Source organism: Octadecabacter sp. B2R22, assembly GCF_018861045.1.
Classification (GTDB): Bacteria; Pseudomonadota; Alphaproteobacteria; order Rhodobacterales; family Rhodobacteraceae; genus Octadecabacter.
Genome location: NZ_JAHKQJ010000005.1, coordinates 326,667 through 349,882 on the forward strand (window position 1 = coordinate 326,667; position 23,216 = coordinate 349,882).

Sequence of the window (23,216 nt, forward strand, 5' to 3'; positions counted from 1 at the left end):
TTTTTGTTGAGATTCAACGGCTGGCCAGATTCGTTTCGCGGCTACGCCTGTCAAGACCATCAACACTGTTGAAATCACGATCTCTCGGAGGCTAGTTTCACTGAGCGATTCATTTCGTTCCTGGGGGAACGTGGGACACTCGGACAAGAACTTGCGCTAAGTTTGCATGAAGCAAACGGGCAGTTGGAACTTTGTGCGGCACGCTGGCGAATGCATATGGGTGGGAACCTAGCAGTCGCGAGCATGACCCATGTTATCTACGATGACAGCCGTCTTCGACGGTCAATGCCGTATGCTCAAAGGTACGTGCGGCCTGTGCCAGTTTGGTACGGTGTCAGCTCGTTAACCCAAGGAACGCGATAGTCCAAGAACAAGCGGTTTTAACCGCCATGTATAGTGCTGGTACGGGACAAACGGGGAAAATATGACGGACGCAAATTGGGATCAGGTTAAGGCGGACATGCGGGCAGCTGTCGGCGCAGGGAACTACAAAAGCTGGATTGAACCCCTGTCTCTCCTGACTACTGATCAAGGCGTCGCCCGTGTAGGTGCCCCAAATCTTTTCGTTGGTGATTACGTCGGTAAGACCTACGGCGATCAAATCATCTACCACCTAAACCGTCAGGGCCTGTCAGTTCAGCGGTTGGCATTTGAGGTCGCCGGTGCGGCGAAGCCAGCGGTGAACAACATACCAAAAAGCACGCCTACAAAACCTGCCAACACTCAGGCAGACGCGAGCCCCGATCAGCGTTTCACATTTAATAACTTCGTCATCGGCAAACCGAACGAACTTGCTCACGCTGCGGCCAAACGCGTCGCCGAAGGTGGCCCGACGACTTTCAATCCGCTGTTCCTGTATGGTGGTGTTGGTTTGGGTAAGACCCACTTGATGCATGCAATCGCCCATGAGCTTGGCGAACGCCGCCCCGATCTCAACGTGCTCTACATCTCAGCGGACCAGTTTATTTATCGTTTCATCTCTGCCCTGCGGGATCGCAAGATGATGGACTTCAAACAGCACTTCCGGTCTGTCGACATTCTGATGGTGGATGACATTCAGTTCCTTGAGGGCAAGGAATCGACGCAAGAAGAATTCTTCCACACCTTCAACGCACTTGTGGATCAGAATAAGCAACTCATCATTTCTGCGGACCGCGCACCTGGTGAGATCCGAGACCTGAGTGAGCGGATCAAGTCACGTCTACAGTGTGGTCTGGTAGTTGATTTGCACCCGACTGACTACGAACTGCGCCTCGGTATTTTGCACGCAAAACAAGAGAACTACGTCAACGTCTATCCGGGTGTTGAGATTGCAACAGGTGTTCTTGAATTCCTTGCGCACCGTATTTCGTCAAACGTCCGTGTTTTGGAAGGCGCGTTGAACCGCCTTTACGCACTCGCATCCCTTGTGGGGCGCACCGTTACTGTTGAAATGGCCCAAGACTGCTTGTCCGACATTTTGCGCGCGTCTGATCGCAAGCTCACAATCGAAGAAATTCAACGCAAGGTGTCCGAGCATTTCGATATTCGCCTTTCGGATATGCTTGGCCCGAAGCGCACGCGCAGCCTAGCGCGCCCTCGTCAGATGGCGATGTGGCTGTGTAAACAGCTGACAAGCCGCTCGCTGCCGGAAATCGGCCGTAAGTTTGGCAAACGTGATCACACGACGATCATGCACGGGGTCCGTAAAATCGACGAACTGCGCCAATCTGACAGCCAAATTGCCGACGATCTGGAAATGCTGCGCCGCGCCCTCGAAGACTAGGCATAAAGCCCTTGTAGATGGGCTGAAATCCGCTAGTTTTGGCGTCCGACCATTGCGGCACCACTATCGGAGACAGGGCCATGAAACTCAGCATCGAACGCGCAACACTGCTCAAGGCCGTGGCACAAGCCCAGTCGGTTGTGGAGCGGCGTAACACGATCCCGATCCTTGCCAACGTCTTGATCGAAGCCGAAGGCAACGAAGCTACGTTCCGCGCGACGGATCTTGACATTGAAGTCGTGGACAAAGCACCTGCGCAGGTCGAACGGGCAGGGGCCACCACGGTTTCCGCCGTTACCCTGAACGAGATTGTACGCAAGCTGCCTGACGGTGCCTTGGTCACCCTGACTGAGGACAGCGCGTCTGGTCGCCTCACAATCGAGGCAGGCCGTTCCAACTTTAGCCTCGCGACACTGCCCAAAGAAGACTTCCCTGTAATGGCGACGTCTGACTATGCGGCGAATTTCTCATGCCCAGCTCCGACGCTGCGCCGTCTCTTTGACAAATCCAAGTTTGCGATCAGCACCGAAGAAACCCGTTACTACCTCAACGGTGTTTACATGCACGTGTCCGACGCCGATGGCGGCAAAGTTCTACGCTGCGTGGCAACGGACGGCCACCGCCTTGCCCGTATCGACGCGGAACTCCCAGAGGGTGCAGAGGCCATGGCGGGTGTGATTGTCCCGCGGAAAACCGTGGGCGAACTGCGCAAGTTGCTTGATGATGACGAAATGAAAATCGCGGTCTCCGTTTCTGAGACAAAAATCCGCTTTGCGACGCCCGACATTACGCTGACGTCTAAGGTCATCGATGGCACATTCCCCGACTACACGCGCGTCATCCCGCAAGGGAATACACGCAGGATGGAAGTGGATGCTGCCGAGTTCGCTAAGGCCGTTGATCGTGTGGCGACTGTTTCTTCCGAACGTTCCCGTGCGGTAAAGCTGCAGCTCGACGAAGACCGCCTCATCCTTTCCGTCAATGCGCCTGATAGCGGTGCCGCTGAAGAAGAACTCGCCGTTGCCTACGGTGATGAACGTCTCGAAATCGGCTTCAACGCGAAATACCTGCTCGAAATTGCCAGCCAAGTGGATCGCGAAAACGCGGTCTTCATGTTCAACTCATCCGGCGATCCGACCCTGATGCGCGAAGGTAACGACACCAGCGCCGTCTACGTGGTCATGCCAATGCGCGTGTGACACCGCACATAAATTGAGTATTTCAAGCGCAACGAAACAGGAGGGCCGCAGATAATGTCGGCCCTTTTTCTGTCTTCATTGACGCTGTCCCATTTCCGATCCCACAAACGCGCCAAACTGGACCTCGATGGCCGGCCCGTTGCGATCTATGGCCCCAATGGTGCGGGTAAGACCAATATCATCGAGGCTGTATCGATTCTGTCCCCTGGACGAGGTCTGCGCCGTGCAAGCTCGCAGGACATGACACGTCGTCCCGAAGCGCTGGGCTGGAAGGTGACGGCAGACCTCACTTCGATCAACCAGCATCATGAGATCGAAACATGGTCCGAAGGTGGGGCGTCACGTCAGACCAAGATCGACGGCAAAGCGGCTGCTCAGGTGGCGCTAGGGCGCATTGGGCGCGTGCTTTGGCTGATCCCTGCAATGGACCGTCTATGGATTGAAGGCGCAGAAGGGCGGCGGCGCTTTCTGGACCGTGCAACGCTCTCGTTTGAACCGTCCCACGCCGAAACCGTCCTGACGTATGAAAAGGCCATGCGGGAACGTAACCGCCTGCTGAAAGATATGGTGCGGGATGCCCACTGGTATGCCGCCCTAGAACGCCAAATGGCCGACGCTGGTGCAAAGATTCATCGCAACCGCATGGATGCCCTTCTGCTTCTGGCAAACGCGCAGGCCGCGGCTGAAACAGCCTTCCCGTCTGCGCTCCTTGATCTGACACATGCGGACCCCGCCTGTGATGCTCCCGATGACCCAAACGCGTTGCTTGCCGCGCTCGAGGGCAGTCGCCAACGCGACATGGCCGCTGGCCGGACCTTGATTGGCCCGCACCGTGCGGATCTTAGCGCGGTTTACGCGGCAAAAGATGTGCCAGCGAAAGACTGTTCAACGGGTGAGCAGAAGGCGCTGCTCATCTCGCTTATTTTAGCAAACGGACGCGCCTTGGCTGATGATTTCGGTGCGCCGCCAATCTTGTTGTTAGACGAAGTCGCAGCGCATTTGGATGCCAGTCGGCGCGATGCGCTTTATTCAGAGATCACGGCGCTTGGCGCGCAAGCCTTTATGACCGGGACTGGGCCGGAGTTGTTCGAAGAACTCGGCGAGGCGGCACAGGACGTCTACGTCACGGACGAAAGCGGTGTTTCGCAAGTCAGCCAAACTTGACGAAACTGCCTATAAAATATGCCTGTTAAGCGTGACAATCCGCGCCAAAACTCTTATAAAATCATAGGAATAACAAAAAGGGTCCTCAATGACCGACGAGCAGCAAAAACCGGAAGAGTACGGCGCGGATTCTATCAAAGTTCTCAAGGGCTTGGAGGCTGTTCGCAAGCGGCCTGGTATGTATATCGGTGATACCGATGACGGGTCCGGCCTGCATCATATGGTATACGAAGTTGTCGATAACGGCATTGACGAAGCTTTGGCTGGTCACGCGGACGCTGTGAACGTTAAAATCCACGCTGATGGCTCCGTTTCGGTGAGCGATAACGGTCGCGGTATTCCTGTGGGTATCCACGAAGAAGAAGGCGTTTCTGCTGCCGAGGTCATCATGACCCAACTGCACGCCGGCGGTAAGTTTGACAGCAACTCCTACAAGGTGTCCGGCGGACTGCACGGTGTTGGTGTGTCTGTTGTGAATGCGCTGTCTGATTGGCTGGAGCTGCGTATTTGGCGCGACGGTAAAGAACACATCGCACGCTTTGAGGGTGGTTTTACCACAAAGTCTCTCGAGGTGGTCGGCGAATGTGGTGACCGTACAGGCACCGAAGTGCGCTTTATGGCGTCACTCGATACTTTCACCAATCGTGATTATAGTTTTGATACGCTCGAAAAACGCTTGCGGGAACTGGCGTTCTTGAACTCCGGTGCTCGGATCATTGTCGAAGATGAACGTCCTGCCGAAAACCTGCGCACCGAACTTTTCTACGAAGGTGGCGTCAAAGAATTCGTTAAGTACATCGACCGCTCTAAAGTCTCGATCCTGCCAGAACCGATCTACGTAATTGGCGAAAAAGATGACATCGTGGTCGAAGTCGCGATGTGGTGGAATGATACCTACAACGAAATGGTTCTACCGTTTACGAACAATATCCCGCAAAAGGACGGTGGCACACACATGGCCGGTTTCCGCGCCGCGCTGACCCGTACAATCAACAATTATGCGGCGTCCAGCGGTATCGCGAAAAAGGAAAAGATCAACTTCACAGGCGATGATGCCCGTGAGGGTTTGACCTGCGTGTTGTCCGTAAAAGTGCCGGACCCGAAATTCTCGTCCCAGACGAAAGACAAGCTGGTCAGCTCCGAGGTTCGCCCTGCGGTCGAGTCCCTGATGAACGAAAAGCTGTCTGAATGGTTTGAAGAGAACCCGCAGATTGCCAAAATCGTCGTCAGCAAGATCGTCGAAGCCGCCCATGCCCGTGAGGCCGCCCGAAAGGCCCGCGATTTGACGCGACGCAAGACGGCGATGGACGTGAACTTCCTTGCAGGCAAACTCAAAGACTGTTCCGAAAAAGACCCGTCCAAAACCGAAGTCTTCTTGGTGGAGGGTGACTCCGCTGGTGGGTCTGCCCAAACAGGGCGCGATCGTCAGACGCAAGCGATCTTGCCACTGAAGGGTAAGATTCTGAACGTAGAACGAGCCAGATTTGACCGGATGCTTGGCAGCCAAGAGATTGGCAACCTTGTCATGGCGTTGGGCACTGGCATCGGCCGTGATGAATTTAACATCGACAAACTGCGCTACCATAAGATCGTCATCATGACCGATGCGGACGTCGACGGTGCGCACATTCGAACCCTGCTTCTGACGTTCTTCTTCCGTCAAATGCCGGAGCTGATCGAACGCGGGTATCTCTATATCGCGCAGCCGCCACTCTATAAGGTGAGCCGCGGCAAGTCCGAAGTCTACCTCAAAGACCAAGCAGCGATGGATGACTACCTCACTGAACAAGGGTGCGAAGGTGCGATCCTGCGTCAGGGCAACGGCGAAGAGTTGTCTGGTGCTGACTTGCGCCGCGTCGTCGACGAAGCAGGCCGCCTGAAACGCGTGCTTGATGCATTCCCGACGCACTACCCCCGTCACATCCTCGAACAAGCCGCCATCGCTGGCGCGTTTGTTTCAGGCGCGGTGGACAGTGATCTGCAAGGTGTGGCCGACAAGGTTGCAGCGCGTCTCGATCTGATCGCGAATGAATGGGAACGTGGCTGGCAAGGTCGCATCACGCAGGACAAAGGCATCCGCCTTGCCCGTATTCTGCGCGGTGTCGAAGAAGTCCGCACATTGGACGGCAAGATGATGCGTTCTGGCGAGGCTCGTAAATCCGGCTCGTTCACGCAGCACCTACAAGAGGTCTACAATTCACCTGCAACGCTGATCCGTAAGGACCGTGTTCAAAATATCTACGGGCCGCTCGATCTGCTCAAGGCGATCTTGGAGGAAGGTGAACGCGGGCTCTCCCTGCAGCGCTACAAAGGTCTGGGTGAGATGAACCCCGATCAACTGTGGGAAACAACGCTTGACCCCGACGCACGCACATTGCTGCAAGTCAAAGTCGATGACGTCGCAGAGGCCGATGATCTGTTCACAAAGCTGATGGGTGACGTCGTGGAACCACGCCGCGAGTTCATTCAAGAAAACGCGCTGAACGTCGAACACCTGGACTTTTAAACATGCTCTATTGGGCCGTAAGTATCAGCGCTGCACTTTGCGCGACGCTGATACTGCGGGCCTTTGGTCCGTCACCAACTGGCTTGATGACCTTCGCCATCGCAGCGCTTTTGTTCTTTGGCATCCGCTATGTGATGTTCATGGCTCTTGTGGCGCTCGATAACCGCAAAAGCCGTTAACCCTCGTCCAAGACCTGCGCCATCACACCCAAGAACCGCGCGACTTCAGCCTCGCTGTTGTAGTGGCACATCGACACCCGCACGGCGGAAGACTGCCCCAAGGGGTTCAGGATATTACCGCTATAGTGGTCAGCCTTGCGCACATGGGTGCGAACACCTTCCGCGTTCAGCGCATCAACAATATCCGCCGCCGGAACGGTTTCAGCCCAAAAACATACCAACCCCTCACGCGCGGGGTTGTCCACACCACCAACAATGGTGACCCCCTTCATCTCGGCCAACCCCTTTAGGTTGCCCGTACCGTGCAGCATCGCATCCGTTAGCGCCTTTTCCTGAATCTTTATCGCAGCTCCTGCATCTTCAATCCGGCCGCGTCGTGTCTCGGATAAGCCAACCTGCCCACCAAGCCAATCAAAGTAATCCACGACGTCATGGAACGTCGCATAAGCGCCCGTATCGCGCGTGCCGAATTCCCAATTAGCTTCTGGCCCATCAATCAAATTTTCTGGGCCCAAAGCCGTCAGGCGGTCACTCACCCAAGCCACTCCGTACCCATGACGAGAGAACACTTTGTAGGGTGACACAACGTACCCATCGACGCCCGCAGCCTCTAGGTCGACCAAGCCATGTGATGCATGCTGAATGCCGTCCGCAATGATAAAACACTCCGGCGCAACGGCGCGGATCGCAGCACAGATTGCATTCAAATCCATCGCCATCCCAGTCACCGGCGACGTATGCAAAATCGTGGCGACTTTTGTGTCCGGTGTAACGACTTTCGCGTAGGCCTCAGCCGTGACCAGCCCCAACGCGTCATCATGCGAAACGCGACGGTAATCCCGCCCCAGCTTATCCGCCCAATGCGCCATCGCTGAACATGATGCAGGATGCTCGACAGTCGAGCCGATCAAAACGCCCCCATCAGTGCCCGCAATTGCAGTTCTAATCAGACGGAAAAGCAATTCAGTACCGCTCTCCCCAACGATAACCTGCCCGCCTGTGACGTTGAACCAATCGCTGGCAGCGGCCTTAGCCTCTTTGATGATATCGACCAACGCCAAAGACGCGATGTTTGCGCGCCCTTGGTTGTCGGGAATGGCTGCGAACCGCGCCGAAGTCTCAACCACAGAGTTCAGCGTCAACGCACCACCCGCATTCTCGAAAAATACCCTCGGCCCATTAAAAGGGCAGGCATCAACATGGGCGAATTTACCGCGGATTTCTGAAAGTAGGTCGGCGTTGATCATGGTAAGTCTCCTTACGAAGACTTCATCTCAAACAAGCGCCCAATGCCAGCACAAACGTGCGCCTACAGGTCAATCATTTCCGCAACTTCAACGGACCCGCTGCCATCAACAACCATCGGATTGTTCTTCGCATGAGCGCAAGCTTCTGCATAGTCGGTCGCCTGAATTACCGTGTAACCGGACACCGGGTTTGGGCCGCCGGTCTCGACATGGCCATCCGCACTAACGGTATGGGATTGTCCGACAGGTGCACCACCATCAACCGTCGCGGCCCCCATGGATTCATACCAAGCGCCCCACGCGGCCATGGCTTTCGCACCCTCTTCGGGCGTTTCAGGCATTCCGCCGCCGTGATAAACGAATAAAAACTTAGGCATTTCAGATCCTCCCAATCATGAAAGTCCGAGTGAACACCCGATCACCTGAGTCGCACAAGCTCTAGCCTGCAGCAGGCCCCACATGGGTTTCGCCGCGCGCGGCGGACAGGGCGATCTGTTTCTGGCGTTCACGAAACCGGTTCTTATCAGACTCACTCGTTTCGCCAGCGCACTGATGACACGATACGCCCAGCTCGAACTCGGGACGTTTCTGGTCTTCGGAAAGCAGCGGTCGACGACAGGCGTAGCACAAATGATGGGGTCCCTCTTTTAGCCCATGACCGACGCTGACCCGTGCATCAAAAACGAAACATTCGCCATCCCATGTGCTGTCTTCCTGCGGCACCTCTTCAAGGTATTTCAGGATGCCACCCTTCAGATGGTAAACGTCATCAACGCCCTGACCAATCAGGTAGTTCGTAGATTTTTCACATCGGATGCCGCCCGTGCAAAACATTGCAATACGTTTGTTGTGAAAGCGCTCTTTGTTGGCTTCCCACCATGCGGGGAATTCACCAAAGGACTTCGTTTCAGGGTCTATTGCACCATCAAACGTCCCAATCGCGACTTCATAGTCATTGCGCGTATCGATCACGGCCACGTCTGGCGAGGTGATTAATGCGTTCCAGTCTTCGGGCGCCACGTAGTTCCCGACGCTCGCAGTTGGGTCTACATCCGGTTGACCCATCGTCACGATTTCACGTTTGATACGCACCTTCATCCGGTTAAACGGCGGCACGCTTGCGGTGCTTTCCTTCCATTCGAAATCTGCGCAGCCGGGCAGCCCACGGATATGCGCCAAAACCGCGTCAATCCCCGCGCGTGGGCCAGCGATTGTGCCGTTGATCCCCTCACGGGCCAACAGCAAAGTTCCCATGACATCCCCAGCCGCACAAACGGCAGCCAGCGGACCCTTCAAAGCAGCGGGATCATCAAATGAGGTAAAATGGTAGAGTGCGGCAACTGTATACATAGCTATCCAATTAAAGTCGTCATTCTGAGAGCGCAAGCGGCTACATCTATTGTGGTCCTGCGCTTAACCAGCGGTCCAAAACTTCACTGAGCCCGCGCCAATCCGTATATTCATGGTCAACGCCCAATTCCGCGTCTGGGTCCTTCTCGGCGATGATCCGTCGCATTATGAACTTGGTGAACAAGTCATACTCTGATGGGAGGTAGGCCCCCGCGATATGGGCAACTTCATTTGGCGCCCAGCCCGTGGCTTGTTCAAAATCCGAGACAATACGGCTTAAGCCCCGCCAGTCATCCGAGTCATGACCGCCCGCCGCCAGCGACACTGATAGAAACAATGACGGAACTGTCTTCAGCGCTTTAGCACTGTCGGATACAAAATCTGTCAAAGATGCTTGATAGTGTCCCGCATGGACGGATGCGACAAAAACTGCCCGATCAAATCGGCCAAGGTCCAAGCCATCAGCATCGACAAGAGACATGAGCTCTACCGTGTTCCCCGTATCAACAAACCGATCAGCAGCCCACTGCGCAACCTTGCGAGAGTGTCCTTGGGTTGTAGCATATCCGATGAAAACTTTCATATCAGGTGCTCCCCTTGGTTCCACGTAGTCTCATTCCTACATTTGACCCTCATGCTAACGTGATGATGCGAGGGCTTCTTTGACCGACGTCAAATCCCGTTGCACGCGCTGCCTCAATCCGTAGTCTGAGCGCAACTTAACCTGTCGGAGTCTCGAATGTCCCACGCCCTTATTGTCATCGATGTCCAAAACGATTTCTGCCCAGGCGGCGCGCTCGCTGTCGCAGGCGGGAACGATATCGTCTCCCCAATTAACGCACTCATGGCTGATTTCGACGCAGTTATCTTGACGCAAGACTGGCATCCAGCGGGACACAGCTCGTTCGCAACCACTCACTCGGCGGATCCAATGAGCGTCATCGACATGCCCTACGGTCCGCAAGTGCTTTGGCCGGACCATTGCATCCAAGGCAGCGAAGGCGCAGCTTTTCACCAAGATCTCAACGTTGACGCTGCAGACATGATTATCCGCAAAGGCTACAATCCGGCAATCGACAGCTATTCCGCATTTTTTGAGAATGACCACACGACGCCGACGGGTCTGACGGGATATTTAAATACGCGCGGCATCGACACCCTTACATTGATGGGGTTGGCGACAGATTTCTGCGTGAATTATTCCGCTGTGGATGCCGCAAAGCTCGGCTTCAACGTCACTGTACGCACCGACCTTTGCCGTGCAATTGATTTTGATGGCAGTTTGGCGGCTGCTGTAGATGCAATGAAAACCGCGGGCGTCGACGTCGTCTGATCTAGCGACGAAGAGACACCAACCGATAAGCGGCCTGCGCCTCTTCCGATGTGATCAGCGGTAATCCTCGCTCAATCCAGCCGGCGCCGCGGGTATTGCCGATCATTCCCTCAGAGACGTCAATAACATCAGGAAACCCGTTTTCGGCAAGAATAGACACTACATATTCAGTTCGCCCACCCGTAGCGCAGATCAACCCAACGGGCACTCCTTGGTTGGCATTCAACAGGCTCGTGATTTTTCCGGCGAACTCGGGGCTGTGCATTGTCAAAGCAAGCGCGCCTTCAGCAACGCCTGTTTCAGCCCATTCGCCTGGGCTGCGAATGTCGATCAGGATCATTTCATCGTTGCGCACGGCCTCAAAGGCATCCGGCGCGGACATAATATTTGGTTCTGCGGCAAGCGGTACTGCGGCAACGATTGAAACGGCAAAAATGGCAGCTCTGAGCATCCACTCAACTCCTAAACATACAGCGGTTTGAGCAGTCTTCGCATCTAAGGGCATGCACCGTCAAAGGCTGAGACGTCACAACACCGAGAGCGCGCAACCGTTAGCTTAGCGGATCACATGGACCGAACAAGGTGCATGTCGCACTACGCGTGATGCTGTTGATCCGATGAAGATGTCGGTGAATCCCAGTTTGTGAGACGCGATCACGATGCAATCGATACTATGTTCTTTGGCATAGGTATCAATCGTGCGGGCCGCATGGCCGTGTAGTAGGACAGCAGATGCACCAGGCAATTCGGCTGCAGCTTTACCCAACTTTTCCTTCGCGGTTTCGTAGGACTTGTCCAACACGTCCTGTCGAATTTCTGCAGTGACAAAATCTGGTATGTCTTCGACCACATGGATGATCGTAACTTTCGCCCCCTCATCCGCGAGCGTACGGGTCAATTCGAATGACGCTTCATGGCCTCCGTCATCCAGCATGATTGGAACAAGAATATTCTTATACATTGCGGTGTCTCCCTTTGAATACTTCAAGAACGTACTTATTGATAACCGCAGGTCCGCGGGTCAGCCTTGAGGCAGATCAATACGGTTTTTCATTATACTCAGCGACACGAGGCTAACTCAGGTGCAAAATCTTTCACGTTTCGACATGCGAGCCGTTGCGTCACTTTTGGTGGCGGCCGCTTTGTTCTGGGCGGTTTCAAGTCAGCTTTACTACTGGATTGTGGATGCCTTGTCCCTTGAACGAGGTTACGACGAAGCCCCATTTCTGTTTGCAGCCTATTATCTGGCGTGGGCCTGTTTTGCAGCGTTCTGGTTTCGAGAGCCCTTGTTCAGGAAATTAGACGCGAGACAGGCCTCGTATAAAGCGGCGATCATGTTGCCGATGATGATGGTGCTTGGGGTCTATGTAACGGTTGTCTTGCCGATGTTGCCTGAGGTTTCGGTAGACCTCGCACCACAAAACCCGCCGGAATTCATGTTTGCATCCGCGTGGTATTACCTGCCGAAGTCAGCCGACATTCTTTTTCAACAGGTGCTTATTGCCGCAATGATCTTCGCTATGGCACGTCAGAATATAAAATTAAGGTATATCGCGCTCGCCATGGCGGTCCTGTTTGGCGGGTATCATCTCACACTTGGCTTCGACGGATTCACGACCCTGTACGTTGCGCGTTTCACTCTCTCGGCGACAGTTTTTGGGTTTTTCGTTCCTTACTTATACCTGAAAGCCCGTTACGGGTTTCAGTGGGCATACGGGATGCATTGGTCGTTCTATGCGGTCGATGCCACCATCACGCATTTCGTGCTCGGTGGTGCTGCGGTCTCTGCCTGACAATATTCAGTTTGGACCACGCGTTTTGAACGTTTGATATGCGGCTTCATAAGCATCGACCATTCTGGCATCGGGCATAACTGTCATGTCCACTTTGGGGGGAGTCATCACCACAGAAACATCCGCACCGGTCGCGGCACAGATACCAAGTCGCGCGGCGCCCAGTGCGGCGCCGAACTCACCCCCGGCAGGTAAATCAAGCGGCAGATTAAAGACAGTCGCGATCAACGATACCCAATACTCGGACTTTGCACCGCCGCCTATGGCAAACAGTCTTTGGGGGGCGGCGCCGACGGAACGCAAGGCCTCCAAACTGTCGCGCAGCCCAAACGCGACACCTTCTAGAACGGCCTGCGTCATGTCTTCTTGCGTGGTGTCATGGGACAACCCGTCAAACGACCCCCGTAAGCTGGTGTCGTTGTGCGGGGTCCGCTCACCTGCCAGATAGGGAAGAAAATGGGCCGCTGCAGGTGCGCGCAATGACGTCCCCAAGGCCCCCGAAAGCTCAGCAGGTGAGCGCCCTGTGATCCGCCCCCACCAGTTCAAACTGTCCGTTGCCGACAGCATCACACCCATCTGATACCAATGATCTGGCACCGCATGACAGAACGTATGTACCGCGGTCGCAGGTGACGGCGCACAGCGATCCCGCGCACATAAAACGACACCCGAAGTCCCCAGCGACACGAACCCAACGCCGTCGTCCAACGCACCGATCCCGCAGGCCGCCGCCGCGTTGTCTCCGGCACCACCGGCTACAACCACATCAGGCCCGACGCCCCATCGCGCGGCAATATCCGCCCGCAAAACGCCTGCATGCTGAGCCCCTTCAACCAGCTTTGGCATCTGCGAACGTGCCATGCCGCTGGCCGATAACAAAGACTCTGACCAGTCACGCCCAGCCACGTCCAACCAAGACGTTCCTGCGCTGTCTGACATGTCTGCCACGCGCTCCCCGGTGAGAGCGAAATTCATGTAACCAGCGGGCAACATTACCGTCTCAACCTGTTTGAAAATCTCAGGCTCATGCATGGCCAGCCACACCAGTTTCGGCGCAGTGAACCCTGCAAAAACGATGTTGCCCGATAGATCACGTACGCCGTCAACCTTATCCAGCGCCTCCGCTTCACCGTGGGCGCGTGTGTCGTTCCACATGATACAGGGGCGCAAGACGTCTCCGGAAGTATTCAACACTACCGCTCCGTGCATATGGCCGGACACTCCGATGCCGCGCAGTTCGGAAAACGCCGGGTATTCTTCCCGAACTTCGGCAACTGCGCTTTCTAACGCTGCCACCCAATCGCTAGGGGATTGCTCTGACCATCCATCATGGGGCCGCTGCGTGACGTATCCGCGCTCCGCGGTGGCCAAGACGTCTCCGGCTTCGTCAATCAGCAAAAGCCGAAGCCCCGAAGTCCCCAAATCAATTCCGAGAAAGCTCATCCAGTGTCCCTTGCTTGATGCTCATGGCACCAAACCACAGCCACAGTCGGTTGCAAAGAAGCGTCAGTCCGACACTCGATTTTTCAGGCAGCGGGCCTGCGTTCTCTGAATAGCTTTGGCTTGAAATGGCCAAGGATCAATTCCAATGCCAACGGGATCGCGTTTGACGCCCCGACCATTGCCTCGCGGCCCTCAAGAGCATGAAACGCATCCATGTCTCCGGCCAGGGCAAGCGCGCGTAACTCCGGCATCATGGGCACAAGGAAGACGAAAGCGTTGATCGTCAGGAATGCCATCAGAACGGCTTTCACCTTCATCCAGTTTCCACGCTCGTTGTAGACGAAATATAGGACCAAGTCGCAGATCACCTTGGCCGCAAGGCCGGGCAGTATCAGGATATAAGCGCTAAGTTCTTTGTAGGTGTAAACAGTGTAGGCGGTTTCAGCATCGGGCGATCCGACAACCGCACCCATCACAATATGCGAAGCAATGCCACCAACATAAAAGATCGCGGCCAGCTCATTGATGAAGGTTACAAGCCGATACATTACTCACCGCCAGTCCGATTGCCAAACCACATACGGCTGAACAGCCGGTCTTTTCGGCCATACTGGTGATACAGTCCCGCAATAACATGCGCGGCGATCAGCAGCCCCAACACTAACGCAATCGTTCCGTGTGCTTTGCGCGGCCCGAACTCAAAAAAGCTTTCCGGAAGGGGCGCGCCTGATCCGCCGAAGACGATATCAGGCAAGCCTGCCATCTTAGCCATTGCGATGCCGGATGCGCATAGCGCAAAGACCAAAAGGTAGAACACCCAATGGGCGGCCTGCGCACCCTTGTTGAGCAACCCATTCCCAATGTCGGCATGAGGAGGCTTTGCAGACCGCAACCGAATGACCAGTCGGATTACCATCAAACCCAAGATGACCAGCCCCATGGTCATATGCATGCGCAACGCCGTAAGCTTGAACGGGTCGTCATTTGCAGTTTCCGATAACACCTGAGACCCCATGATAAGACCTGCGATAATCATGAGCGCCAACAACCAATGCAACACCACAAGGGCGGGGTGATAACGTGTCATATTCGATCTCCTTCTTGCTAGGAATTCATTAAGTTGCAAATGCAACAATAGCAAATGAAATAATTGCATCTAGGTATTTGAGTGCTAAGAGAACGCATGAAGTTTGATCTTTCCAAGACGACCCGACACACCCGCACCAACAGTTTCGGTTGGATGTTCCAGCGCATCGCAGGGCAGTTTATGGTGGAGATGAAGAAACAGTTGGCACCGTTCGACCTGACAATTGAACAATTCGCGGCTCTCATGACGGTGATGGAACATGATGGCGTGACACAACGTCAGATTGGCGAGCATATTTCGATGCCTGCCTACGCCATCAGCCGCGCCCTCGATCATCTAGAAAAGATCGGCTTTGTCGAACGGGTCGCCCATCCGACATCTCGCCGCGCCGTTCATGTTGTCGTGACACCTCGTGCCAAAGACATCGCCCCGCAAATCTTTGGCGTTGTCGATCGCGTCAATGACGAGCTGATCGGTATCCTGGATGACGGGCAAACCGACACCCTGCGCCTCCTGCTTCAGTCCCTTTTGAGGGCACCAAAACCCTGAGCGCACTTTACCGCAACGCGCTCCTTTGCTCTAACGGGTTCTAGCCACAAGGAAACCTGCACATGGTAGATATCGCCACCCGCGTCTGGAACCACAAATGGAAGATCGACCCGATCGTCCGGTCCCTCATCGACACGGACTTTTATAAGCTCCTGATGTGCCAATCCGTGTTCCGCAACAAACCGGACACGCAGGTCACGTTTTCCTTGATCAACCGTACCAAATCCGTGCGCCTTGCAGATCTGGTGGACGAGGGCGAATTGCGCGAACAACTCGACCACGTCCGCTCCCTGTCGCTGTCACGCGGCGAAAGCACATGGATGCGCGGCAATACGTTCTACGGCAAACGCTCCATGTTTAGCCCTGAATTCATGGACTGGTTCGAAAACCTGCGTCTGCCGCCGTATCACCTTGAAAAACGTGACGGCCAATATGAGCTGACGTTCGAAGGCAGCTGGCCCGAAGTCATGCTCTGGGAAATCCCTGCCCTCGCCATCATCATGGAACTGCGCAACCGCGCCGTACTGGGCACAATGGGCAGGTTTGAACTCAAAGTCCTCTATGCCCGCGGCATGACCAAACTCTGGGAGAAGGTCGAAAAACTGCGCCCTCTCGAAGGCCTTCGCGTCGCAGACTTCGGCACCCGTCGTCGCCATTCATTCCTTTGGCAGGACTGGGCCGTGCAAGCCATGCAGGAAGGTCTGGGCAACAGCTTCATCGGGACCTCAAACTGCCTGATCGCCAAAAACCGCGAGGTCGAGGCCATCGGGACCAATGCCCACGAACTGCCGATGGTCTACTCCGCCCTCGCCAAAACCGACGAGGCGCTGTTTCAGGCCCCCTATGACGTGCTGGCCGACTGGCAGGACGAACACGACGGCAACCTGCGCATCATCCTGCCCGACACCTACGGCACCCAAGGCTTCCTTGATAACGCCCCCGACTGGCTTGCGGGCTGGACAGGCATCCGCGTGGATTCCGGCGACCCCGCAACAGCCGCCGAGACCGCGATCAAATGGTGGGAATCCCGTGGCGAGGACCCGCGCAAAAAACTGGTGATCTTCTCAGACGGTCTGGACGCCGACAAAATCGTAACGCTGCATGAGCAATTCAAAGGCCGCTGCCAAGTCAGCTTCGGTTGGGGCACCATGCTCACCAACGACTTCAAAGGCCTGACGGCAGGCGACACCCTCGCCCCGTTCTCCCTCGTCTGCAAAGCCATATCCGCCAACGGCTCCCCCACCGTCAAACTCAGCGACAACCCCAACAAAGCCATGGGGCCTGAGGTGGAAATCGAACGGTATAAAAGGGTGTTTGGTGTTGGAGAACAAGAACGGGTGGAGGTTGTGGTTTAACACTTTCGCAACGAAACTCCTGCGAGAATGAACGATGGTGAGTCAGAATTGCCACATTGAAAAGCCATTTTTCAGTGCTATTCTTTGATAAGGAGACCCGTCGAAAGTATGGCCAAGAACCACGACAATGTAATTTCTGCTTTTTCCGACGAGCAAACCGCTCGATTGGTAGGGCTTTCTGTTGCCCAGCTTCGGAATTGGGATCGCACTGGGTTTTTCGTTCCGTCGCTAGCGGCAGAAAATCGGAGAAGCGCATTTAGCAGAGTCTATACATTCGCTGACTTGCTGTCGCTCCAAGTTCTCAAGACTTTGCGCAAAGATATGGGGTGTTCTTTGCAGCACCTTCGCGATGTGAAGATCAAGCTGAAGCAACTTCCCGATGCGGGCTGGTCGCAATCGACCCTTTACGTTCTGGGGAAACGTGTTGTTTTCAAAGATCCAGACAACGACGAGTTTTATGAACCAGTCGATAATCAGAAGGTGTTCAAGATACCACTTCACGTGGTTCGGTCAGACATGAAGTCTGCCGTTCGGGGGCTGTGGAAGCGAAATGACGATGATGTAGGTAAGGTCGCAAACACTCGGCGTGTCGTGCACAATAAGGCGGTATTCTCAGGAACACGTATAACTGTTCAGTCGGTTATAGATTTTTGGGAAGCAGGGTACTCTGAAGACCAAATTCTTGCCGAATTCCCAACTTTGTCGATGGCCGACGTTTCATCCGCAATAGAGGATGCCGCGTAGTTTGAGTTCACAGTTACAACTTAGGGTATTTCTAGACGAAGGTGTGCCTGACGGAGTTGGGAGAGAATTCGCGAATGCAGGCCACGAAGTTATTTACCTTAGAGAAGCCATTAAAACCGGATCAGCCGATGACTTAGTGGCAGTCGCCGCTAACGCAAACGATGCCATTCTTGTCGCTTGCGATGGCGACATGAAATCTATGGTGAAAAAATATGGTGTTTCAAAAAGTAGAACACCTGATCTGAGCCTCATTAAGATCACGGTCAAATCAAAAGTTCATGCATCTCCGCGGGTACGCGAAGCTATGACCCTGATTGAACATGAATGGTCTTACGCTCAAAAGAAAAAAGCACGACGCCTCTATATCGAGATTAAAGACTCCGTTATTCGAAGTATGCGTTAGTAACTCACTCCACCTTCCCCCGCAACGCCTTAACCTCCCCGCGTTTCTTCTTCGCATCCACGCGTCTGCGTTTTTGGTTCTGGGACACGCGAGTCTTTACCCGTCGTTTCGGGGCCACCAGTGCGCACGTCCATCAGCAGATAATTCTCGCGCGGCGACACAATGAATCGCCGCTGCCCCTATCATTCCTAGCCGCGTAGCTTAAGGGAAGGTGGACCCATGCGGAGAATGAATGATGACGACGCCCCAAACTATGCCGGACCTGATCGCGGCCTCGAAAGCCGAAGCAAAGATATCCGAAGATCAAATTCTGGCACTTCGCGCCGAATTGAACGGGCAGGCCGAATCCAAAGCCCAAGCCGAAGACCTTCGCGCGGCCTATCTCGCGCTTGAAGCAGCCGCCGTTGATAGCTTCACGTTATTCGAGGCGCGCATGCAACATCATTTCAAACGGGGTCCTTTTTCACGAAAGTTGAAATCAGCTCTCATGGAGGCGGGCCACACTGACCTCGCGGACAGGCTTCATAAGTACTATCTGGCGATCAACGTGCTCAAACACGGAACGGGCGCGAGCTATAGGGAATTGCTTAACACGCGGACCCATACTTTCCGTGTAAAGCCCGCCGAAAGCGGCGCATCACAAGAAGAAAACGCGCCTTCAAGTCTTATCGATATTGAAGTGCCGGGCTTCTTTGAAGGCCTTGCCGACACACTCCTTGAGGCGCATCGGTTTCTTGAGAAACGATAGTTCCCAAGCGTAGCTCAAGAAATATAGACGGCCCGCTGCGAATGCAGCTTCCTCAAACAAAAAAGTCGAAACACCCTATGTCTGAACCGCGCATGAAGATCGTTTTGGTGACACCAGAAATTCCATACAATACGGGTGCCATCGGGCGGACCTGTGTTGCCTTGAATCTGGAACTGATTTTGATCAAGCCTTACGGGTTTTCTCTAGATGAGAAAGCAGTGCGGCGGGCCGGAACGGATTACTGGCAATATGTTAACCTGAGTGAATACGACAGTTGGCAAGATTTTCTACTGGCGCGAAACCCTCAGCGCGAAGACCTGTTCTTTTTCGAAGAGACGGGTGCGCAAACCCTTTACGATGCTGATTACCAACAGGACGGATATTTGGTCTTCGGTTGTGAATCCAAAGGCCTGCCACTGGAAATCTTAGATGAGATGGAAGACCGGGTTTTCAGCCTGCCGATGCTTGATACACGCGTCCGGTCGTTGAATTTGGCGAATGTCGCGACAGCGGTGATTTATCAAGCCATGCGGACACAACTGGGTGGATAAGTGCGATCCTTGGCAAGACGGATTACCGATCTAGATCCCCGGCCCCTTCCGCAAGGCCTTAACCTCGCCGCGTTTTTTCTTCGCGTCCACCCGTTTGCGTTTCTGGTTCTGGGACACGCGCGTTCTAACCCGTCGTTTCGGAGCCACTAAAGCCGCGCGGATGAGTTCTGCCAATCGCTCGCGGGCTAGTTCGCGGTTCCTTGCTTGGGATCGCGTATCTTGCACAAAGATCACCACCGCGCCGTCACTTGTCCATTTCCTCCCTGCCGCGCGGCGTAGGCGGGTTTTGACAGGCCCTGTCAGCGCAGGGGATCGTTCAGCCTCGAACCGTAGCTCGACAGCCGTGCTCACCTTGTTAACGTTCTGGCCACCCGGACCAGAGGCGCGAACGAAATGTTCCGTCAGCTCCCAATCGGCAATCTCAATACTATCGTTGATCCATAATCCCATGCGGGGGGTTTACCACGTCTTGCGCCTACGAACAGCCACTGGGTTTTTGACATGAAAAAGGGCTATTCCCAGCGATAGGAATAGCCCTTCGAAAGTTCAGGAGGTGATGCCGGTTAGAGGGTCTCACCTATCGAATTACGTGCCCAAGGGCTGCCTTAGACGCGCGCCTCCATAGTTGTCCCGACATGTACCACTTCTATCTTTCTCGACACTGGATCACCTCCTGTTCATTGTTTCGCCTAAGGACAGGTTGGCACAACTTCTGGGGATTACCAAAGATTTTTTCACAACATTTATGTGACGCGTTGTAAGCGCCCCACAATTAGGCGGAATGGTACGAGGGCGATCAAAGCGATAATCAGCTTCACGCCCCAGTCGGCCACGGCCAGTGTGACCCATAGTGGTGCGTCCGGTCCGCTCAGCAGGAATGGAACACTGTCCCAAGCCCAAGAGACTTCACTATCTGCCGCCGCGCCAAATGACACGAAGCTGCTGAAGGCGATGGTAAAGAACAATGCAGTGTCGATGGTGGAGCCGATTAACGTGGACGCAAGTGGCGCCTTCCACCAAGTCCCGTCGCGCAAGCGTTGGAAGATCGCAACATCGATCAGTTGCGCGGTAAGGAAGGCCACGGCAGAGCCGATTGCCACGCGCAGAGCCACGGCAGGGAATTCATAACCGTCACCTTGGATCATGATCTGGCTGCCGATCAGTGAGCAGATTACACCGACGATGAAGCCGATAAACACCACGCGACGCGCAGGCCCCGCACCATAAACGCGGTTCATTAGGTCAGTCACAAGAAAAGCGAGCGGGTAGGTGAATGCACCCCATGTGAGCAATCCATCGAGGATTAGGAACTGCACAAGGATGTTTGATGCCACCACGACGATGGCCATGGCGATTACGCCAGGAAGAAGTTTGGTCATTTTATCAATCCGTTTTGACAAGGTAGTCGGACACTTGGCCCTTCAGAATAAAGGACGCCGCCCTAATGAGGGGCGGCGCCGAACTTGTCAAACGTATTGTTCATTGGCTTGCTGCGACAGTCAGACACTGGCTCGGAAGGCGTGCCATCGTGGCGGGCCCCCTTGGTGTGCTGGGTGTGGAACTTGCGGGTGGCGGTGGTGGCGGGTTCAAGATGTTGTTTACCCAAGTTTGTGCATCTGCACATCCGTCACCGGCAGGCGGCGGCGCTTGGTTTTCACAATCGCTTTGGCCGGCAGGGCAGCTTAGGCGGACGTGGAAATGGTAATGATGTCCCCACCAAGGCCGGATCTTATTGAGCCACGACCGATCTCCCGTCTCCCAATTACACATCGCTACTTTGGCGCCGGGAAACACAAAAATCCGAGCGACGCGGTCATCGCTGGCTGCAGCACGCAGCAATTGCATGTGCTGTTCGGTCCAGCTGGAGTTCGTGTAAGCACCCCGTTCGCGGCGCATGGAAATCGAAGACAGGTTTTCACGCTCGGTGCGGCTGAGGTCGAGCCGGTCTGGCTGTAGCATCCAGATATCAACGTCCAATCCAATCTGGTGAGACGCGTGGCCAGATAGCATTGGGCCACCACGTGGTTGGCTCATGTCGCCTACATAGAGGCCTTCCCAATCGGGTAAAGTCGCGGCAAACCGGCTTAGGTCCTGAACGTAGTCAACCAAAGTTGGCTGACCCCAGTTGCGGTTACGAGACAAGCGCATCGCCTGCCACGTCGGCCCGGTTTCTGCCAATTGCTCGGCGCCCGCTTGGCAACCACGCGCATAACCACCAAAGCTTTCGCTGCGTTGGTTAGAGGCAACAGGGATATGGCCAAACACCTCTTTGGCGACACGGGTGTCGTTTGCGTTCTGCGTCGAAATCGTTGCTGCAGGGCGCGTATCCTCGGGCGCTGCGCGGCTCACATCCGAATTGCGGCAACTTGCCGTAAAGCAGAGTGCGGCAATCACAATACCGGTTCTGACTAGGTTGGCCATTCGTCTCGATCTCCTTCGGGGTTAACCCACCATAACAATACAAGCCCACATAGAAAGAGGAAGATGACTGGCAGGAAACCCAACTGAGTGTTCCCAGTCATCCAAGTGAACAACGTAATCCCTGCGGGCGCGAGGAAGGCCGTTGCTTTGCCGGAGAGTGCAAATAACCCGAATGCCTCAGCGGGGCGATCAGGATGCGTATGACGTACCATCATGGAACGGCTGGCCGAATAGACGGCCCCACCAGCGCCACCGATTACCGCGCCACAGACGTAGAATATTGTGTCGGGCAGTGTGGAATCCGCGGCCAGTGGAACCCAGAATAGCTGTTCCCGTGACATTCCGACAATGGTGATGCTCACCAAAATCAAGAACCAGACGGACACGCGGATCACAGGTTTTGGTCCGAAACGTCTGTCCGCTAATCCCGCCAGCCAAGTTGTGATCGCAGCGGCAATCGCGGCAACGACGCCAAAGACACCGATTTTGGTAATGCCCCAATCCAGAACAAGCGCAGCATATACCCCGCCAAAGGCATAAAGCGCATTCAAGGCGTCGCGGTAAAACATCGACCCGATGAGGAAGTTCAAAAGGCTTTTGCGTTCCTTCACGCTCTTTAGTGTCTGCCAAAGATCACCGGCGACAGCGCGGAATTGGGTGGATTTCCCACCTGCCTTTGGATCATCCCGCACCCACAGAAAGAATGGGATCATAAAAACGGCATACCAGATCGCGATAAAGGGCCCTGCAAATCGCGTGCCTTCTTTTTCGTCTGGGTTAAGCCCGAATGGAGGCTCAAGCCCCACGAAAATTGTACGCCCGTTGTCTTGTTCAACAAACAGCAGCAACATAAGCGCCAAAGCAACCACACCACCCCAATACCCGAATGCGGCGCCAGATCCGCTGATGCGGCCAACTTCGTCTTTGGATCCAAGGCTGGGCAGGATGGCATTAATGAAATTCAAAGCAGATTCCGCTGCGATGAAGGCGACAAAGAACAAGACCAACACGAGGTAAAGCGCATTGGCATCGGGCGTTAGCATCCATGTCGACGTCGATGCGACCACGAACAGCACTGAAAAGAAAGCGATCCACGGGATTTTACGCCCTGAGTTATCTGCAAATGCACCAAGAAACGGCGCGGTAAAGGCGATGACCAATCCGGCGATGGTTTGTGCAGCGGACCATGTTCCGGTTGCGTGGGCTTTCGCCGCCTCTTCATCGAGGCCAGTTCCAATGAAGTACTGCGCGGCAACCGTCGCAAAATAGGGACCAAATACGAACGTTAGGCCAAGCGTATAAAAAGGCTGCGCAGCCCAATCAAAGGCCATCCACCCCCAAATGCGTTTCTTAGATACAGTTGCCATTGATAATTCCCT

26 protein-coding genes and 1 pseudogene are annotated in these 23,216 nt (G+C 54.8%); 13 read left to right on the forward strand and 14 right to left on the reverse strand.

From position 1 onward, the window contains the following. Positions 1–424 precede the first annotated feature (424 nt). The 5 genes from dnaA to KO486_RS04205 all read left to right on the forward strand — a co-directional run bounded on the left by dnaA (position 425) and on the right by KO486_RS04205 (position 6,813). Positions 425–1,765: a chromosomal replication initiator protein DnaA gene (gene dnaA, locus KO486_RS04185; protein WP_216035981.1), complete on the forward strand. Its 1,341-nt coding sequence runs from the start codon at positions 425–427 to the stop codon at positions 1,763–1,765. An 80-nt stretch (positions 1,766–1,845) separates the two neighbouring features. Then, on the forward strand, positions 1,846–2,964 hold the full coding sequence (dnaN, locus tag KO486_RS04190; protein ID WP_216035982.1) for a DNA polymerase III subunit beta: 1,119 nt from the start codon (positions 1,846–1,848) through the stop codon (positions 2,962–2,964). Between the two features lie 54 nt (positions 2,965–3,018). Then, entirely contained in the window at positions 3,019–4,128 is a 1,110-nt protein-coding gene (gene recF, locus KO486_RS04195; RefSeq protein ID WP_216035983.1) for a DNA replication/repair protein RecF, read from the forward strand. Positions 4,129–4,216: 88 nt separating this feature from the next. Continuing rightward, positions 4,217–6,634 carry a DNA topoisomerase (ATP-hydrolyzing) subunit B gene (gyrB, locus tag KO486_RS04200; protein ID WP_216035984.1) on the forward strand — a complete coding sequence of 806 codons (2,418 nt, stop codon included), beginning with the start codon at positions 4,217–4,219 and terminating at the stop codon, positions 6,632–6,634. Between the two features lie 2 nt (positions 6,635–6,636). Further along, positions 6,637–6,813 carry a hypothetical protein gene (locus KO486_RS04205; RefSeq protein ID WP_216035985.1) on the forward strand — a complete coding sequence of 59 codons (177 nt, stop codon included), beginning with the start codon at positions 6,637–6,639 and terminating at the stop codon, positions 6,811–6,813. Here KO486_RS04205 and KO486_RS04210 read toward each other — a convergent pair. The 4 genes from KO486_RS04210 to KO486_RS04225 all read right to left on the reverse strand — a co-directional run bounded on the left by KO486_RS04210 (position 6,810) and on the right by KO486_RS04225 (position 9,993). Continuing rightward, positions 6,810–8,060 carry an aminotransferase class V-fold PLP-dependent enzyme gene (locus tag KO486_RS04210; protein WP_216035986.1) on the reverse strand — a complete coding sequence of 417 codons (1,251 nt, stop codon included), beginning with the start codon at positions 8,058–8,060 and terminating at the stop codon, positions 6,810–6,812. The genes KO486_RS04205 and KO486_RS04210 overlap by 4 nt on opposite strands. A gap of 62 nt (positions 8,061–8,122) precedes the next feature. Continuing rightward, entirely contained in the window at positions 8,123–8,437 is a 315-nt protein-coding gene (locus KO486_RS04215; protein WP_216035987.1) for a hypothetical protein, read from the reverse strand. A 61-nt stretch (positions 8,438–8,498) separates the two neighbouring features. Then, positions 8,499–9,410 (reverse strand): rhodanese-related sulfurtransferase, encoded by a 912-nt coding sequence (locus tag KO486_RS04220; RefSeq protein WP_216035988.1) that lies wholly within the window; start codon positions 9,408–9,410, stop codon positions 8,499–8,501. A 46-nt stretch (positions 9,411–9,456) separates the two neighbouring features. Continuing rightward, positions 9,457–9,993, reverse strand: coding sequence for a flavodoxin domain-containing protein (locus KO486_RS04225; protein WP_216035989.1), 537 nt, complete (start codon positions 9,991–9,993; stop codon positions 9,457–9,459). Between the two features lie 156 nt (positions 9,994–10,149). On the opposite strand from KO486_RS04225, the gene pncA reads away from it, so the two are divergent. Beyond that, complete coding sequence (gene pncA / locus KO486_RS04230) at positions 10,150–10,743, forward strand: bifunctional nicotinamidase/pyrazinamidase (protein WP_216035990.1); 594 nt, start codon at positions 10,150–10,152, stop codon at positions 10,741–10,743. A 1-nt stretch (position 10,744) separates the two neighbouring features. Here pncA and KO486_RS04235 read toward each other — a convergent pair whose 3' ends face one another. Further along, complete coding sequence (locus KO486_RS04235) at positions 10,745–11,194, reverse strand: rhodanese-like domain-containing protein (RefSeq protein WP_216035991.1); 450 nt, start codon at positions 11,192–11,194, stop codon at positions 10,745–10,747. Between the two features lie 105 nt (positions 11,195–11,299). After that, positions 11,300–11,704: a universal stress protein gene (locus KO486_RS04240; RefSeq protein WP_216035992.1), complete on the reverse strand. Its 405-nt coding sequence runs from the start codon at positions 11,702–11,704 to the stop codon at positions 11,300–11,302. Between the two features lie 121 nt (positions 11,705–11,825). Between KO486_RS04240 and KO486_RS04245 the strand changes: the two genes are divergently transcribed. Continuing rightward, positions 11,826–12,536 carry a hypothetical protein gene (locus KO486_RS04245; protein WP_216035993.1) on the forward strand — a complete coding sequence of 237 codons (711 nt, stop codon included), beginning with the start codon at positions 11,826–11,828 and terminating at the stop codon, positions 12,534–12,536. A 6-nt stretch (positions 12,537–12,542) separates the two neighbouring features. Here KO486_RS04245 and xylB read toward each other — a convergent pair whose 3' ends face one another. The 3 genes from xylB to KO486_RS04260 all read right to left on the reverse strand — a co-directional run bounded on the left by xylB (position 12,543) and on the right by KO486_RS04260 (position 15,066). Next, on the reverse strand, positions 12,543–13,979 hold the full coding sequence (xylB, locus tag KO486_RS04250) for a xylulokinase (protein ID WP_216035994.1): 1,437 nt from the start codon (positions 13,977–13,979) through the stop codon (positions 12,543–12,545). A gap of 83 nt (positions 13,980–14,062) precedes the next feature. Continuing rightward, the gene (locus KO486_RS04255; protein ID WP_216035995.1) at positions 14,063–14,527 is read right to left on the reverse strand and encodes an enoyl-CoA hydratase; all 465 of its coding nucleotides are present in this window, start codon (positions 14,525–14,527) and stop codon (positions 14,063–14,065) included. Then, positions 14,527–15,066 carry a cytochrome b/b6 domain-containing protein gene (locus KO486_RS04260; RefSeq protein WP_216035996.1) on the reverse strand — a complete coding sequence of 180 codons (540 nt, stop codon included), beginning with the start codon at positions 15,064–15,066 and terminating at the stop codon, positions 14,527–14,529. The genes KO486_RS04255 and KO486_RS04260 overlap by 1 nt, the downstream gene beginning before the upstream one ends. A 96-nt stretch (positions 15,067–15,162) precedes the next feature. On the opposite strand from KO486_RS04260, the gene KO486_RS04265 reads away from it, so the two are divergent. The 4 genes from KO486_RS04265 (at position 15,163) to KO486_RS04280 (ending at position 18,117) form a co-directional block, all read left to right on the forward strand. Further along, positions 15,163–15,615, forward strand: coding sequence for a MarR family transcriptional regulator (locus KO486_RS04265; protein WP_216035997.1), 453 nt, complete (start codon positions 15,163–15,165; stop codon positions 15,613–15,615). Between the two features lie 62 nt (positions 15,616–15,677). Continuing rightward, positions 15,678–16,970 (forward strand): nicotinate phosphoribosyltransferase, encoded by a 1,293-nt coding sequence (pncB, locus tag KO486_RS04270; protein ID WP_216035998.1) that lies wholly within the window; start codon positions 15,678–15,680, stop codon positions 16,968–16,970. Positions 16,971–17,078: 108 nt separating this feature from the next. Next, positions 17,079–17,714, forward strand: coding sequence for a DUF433 domain-containing protein (locus tag KO486_RS04275; protein ID WP_216035999.1), 636 nt, complete (start codon positions 17,079–17,081; stop codon positions 17,712–17,714). After that, positions 17,704–18,117: a DUF5615 family PIN-like protein gene (locus KO486_RS04280; protein WP_252734557.1), complete on the forward strand. Its 414-nt coding sequence runs from the start codon at positions 17,704–17,706 to the stop codon at positions 18,115–18,117. The genes KO486_RS04275 and KO486_RS04280 overlap by 11 nt, the downstream gene beginning before the upstream one ends. A gap of 4 nt (positions 18,118–18,121) precedes the next feature. Here the strand turns inward: KO486_RS04280 and KO486_RS16435 are convergent. After that, a pseudogene (locus KO486_RS16435) lies at positions 18,122–18,241 on the reverse strand (aminoacyl-tRNA hydrolase); the annotation flags it as partial. A gap of 108 nt (positions 18,242–18,349) precedes the next feature. Between KO486_RS16435 and KO486_RS04285 the strand changes: the two are divergent. Together KO486_RS04285 and KO486_RS04290 are read left to right on the forward strand one after the other, a co-directional pair. Next, the gene (locus tag KO486_RS04285; protein ID WP_252734558.1) at positions 18,350–18,865 is read left to right on the forward strand and encodes a hypothetical protein; all 516 of its coding nucleotides are present in this window, start codon (positions 18,350–18,352) and stop codon (positions 18,863–18,865) included. A 77-nt stretch (positions 18,866–18,942) separates the two neighbouring features. Then, on the forward strand, positions 18,943–19,416 hold the full coding sequence (locus KO486_RS04290) for a tRNA (cytidine(34)-2'-O)-methyltransferase (RefSeq protein WP_216036001.1): 474 nt from the start codon (positions 18,943–18,945) through the stop codon (positions 19,414–19,416). Between the two features lie 30 nt (positions 19,417–19,446). Here KO486_RS04290 and arfB read toward each other — a convergent pair whose 3' ends face one another. The 4 genes from arfB to KO486_RS04310 form a co-directional block, all read right to left on the reverse strand. Then, positions 19,447–19,866, reverse strand: a complete 420-nt coding sequence (gene arfB, locus KO486_RS04295) for an alternative ribosome rescue aminoacyl-tRNA hydrolase ArfB (protein WP_216036002.1) — start codon at positions 19,864–19,866, stop codon at positions 19,447–19,449. Between the two features lie 293 nt (positions 19,867–20,159). Beyond that, positions 20,160–20,795, reverse strand: a complete 636-nt coding sequence (locus KO486_RS04300; RefSeq protein WP_216036003.1) for a queuosine precursor transporter — start codon at positions 20,793–20,795, stop codon at positions 20,160–20,162. A 100-nt stretch (positions 20,796–20,895) separates the two neighbouring features. Then, complete coding sequence (gene mepA / locus KO486_RS04305) at positions 20,896–21,837, reverse strand: penicillin-insensitive murein endopeptidase (protein WP_216036004.1); 942 nt, start codon at positions 21,835–21,837, stop codon at positions 20,896–20,898. Then, positions 21,825–23,204 carry an MFS transporter gene (locus KO486_RS04310; protein ID WP_216036005.1) on the reverse strand — a complete coding sequence of 460 codons (1,380 nt, stop codon included), beginning with the start codon at positions 23,202–23,204 and terminating at the stop codon, positions 21,825–21,827. Before KO486_RS04310 ends, mepA begins: the two co-directional genes overlap by 13 nt. Positions 23,205–23,216 lie beyond the last annotated feature (12 nt).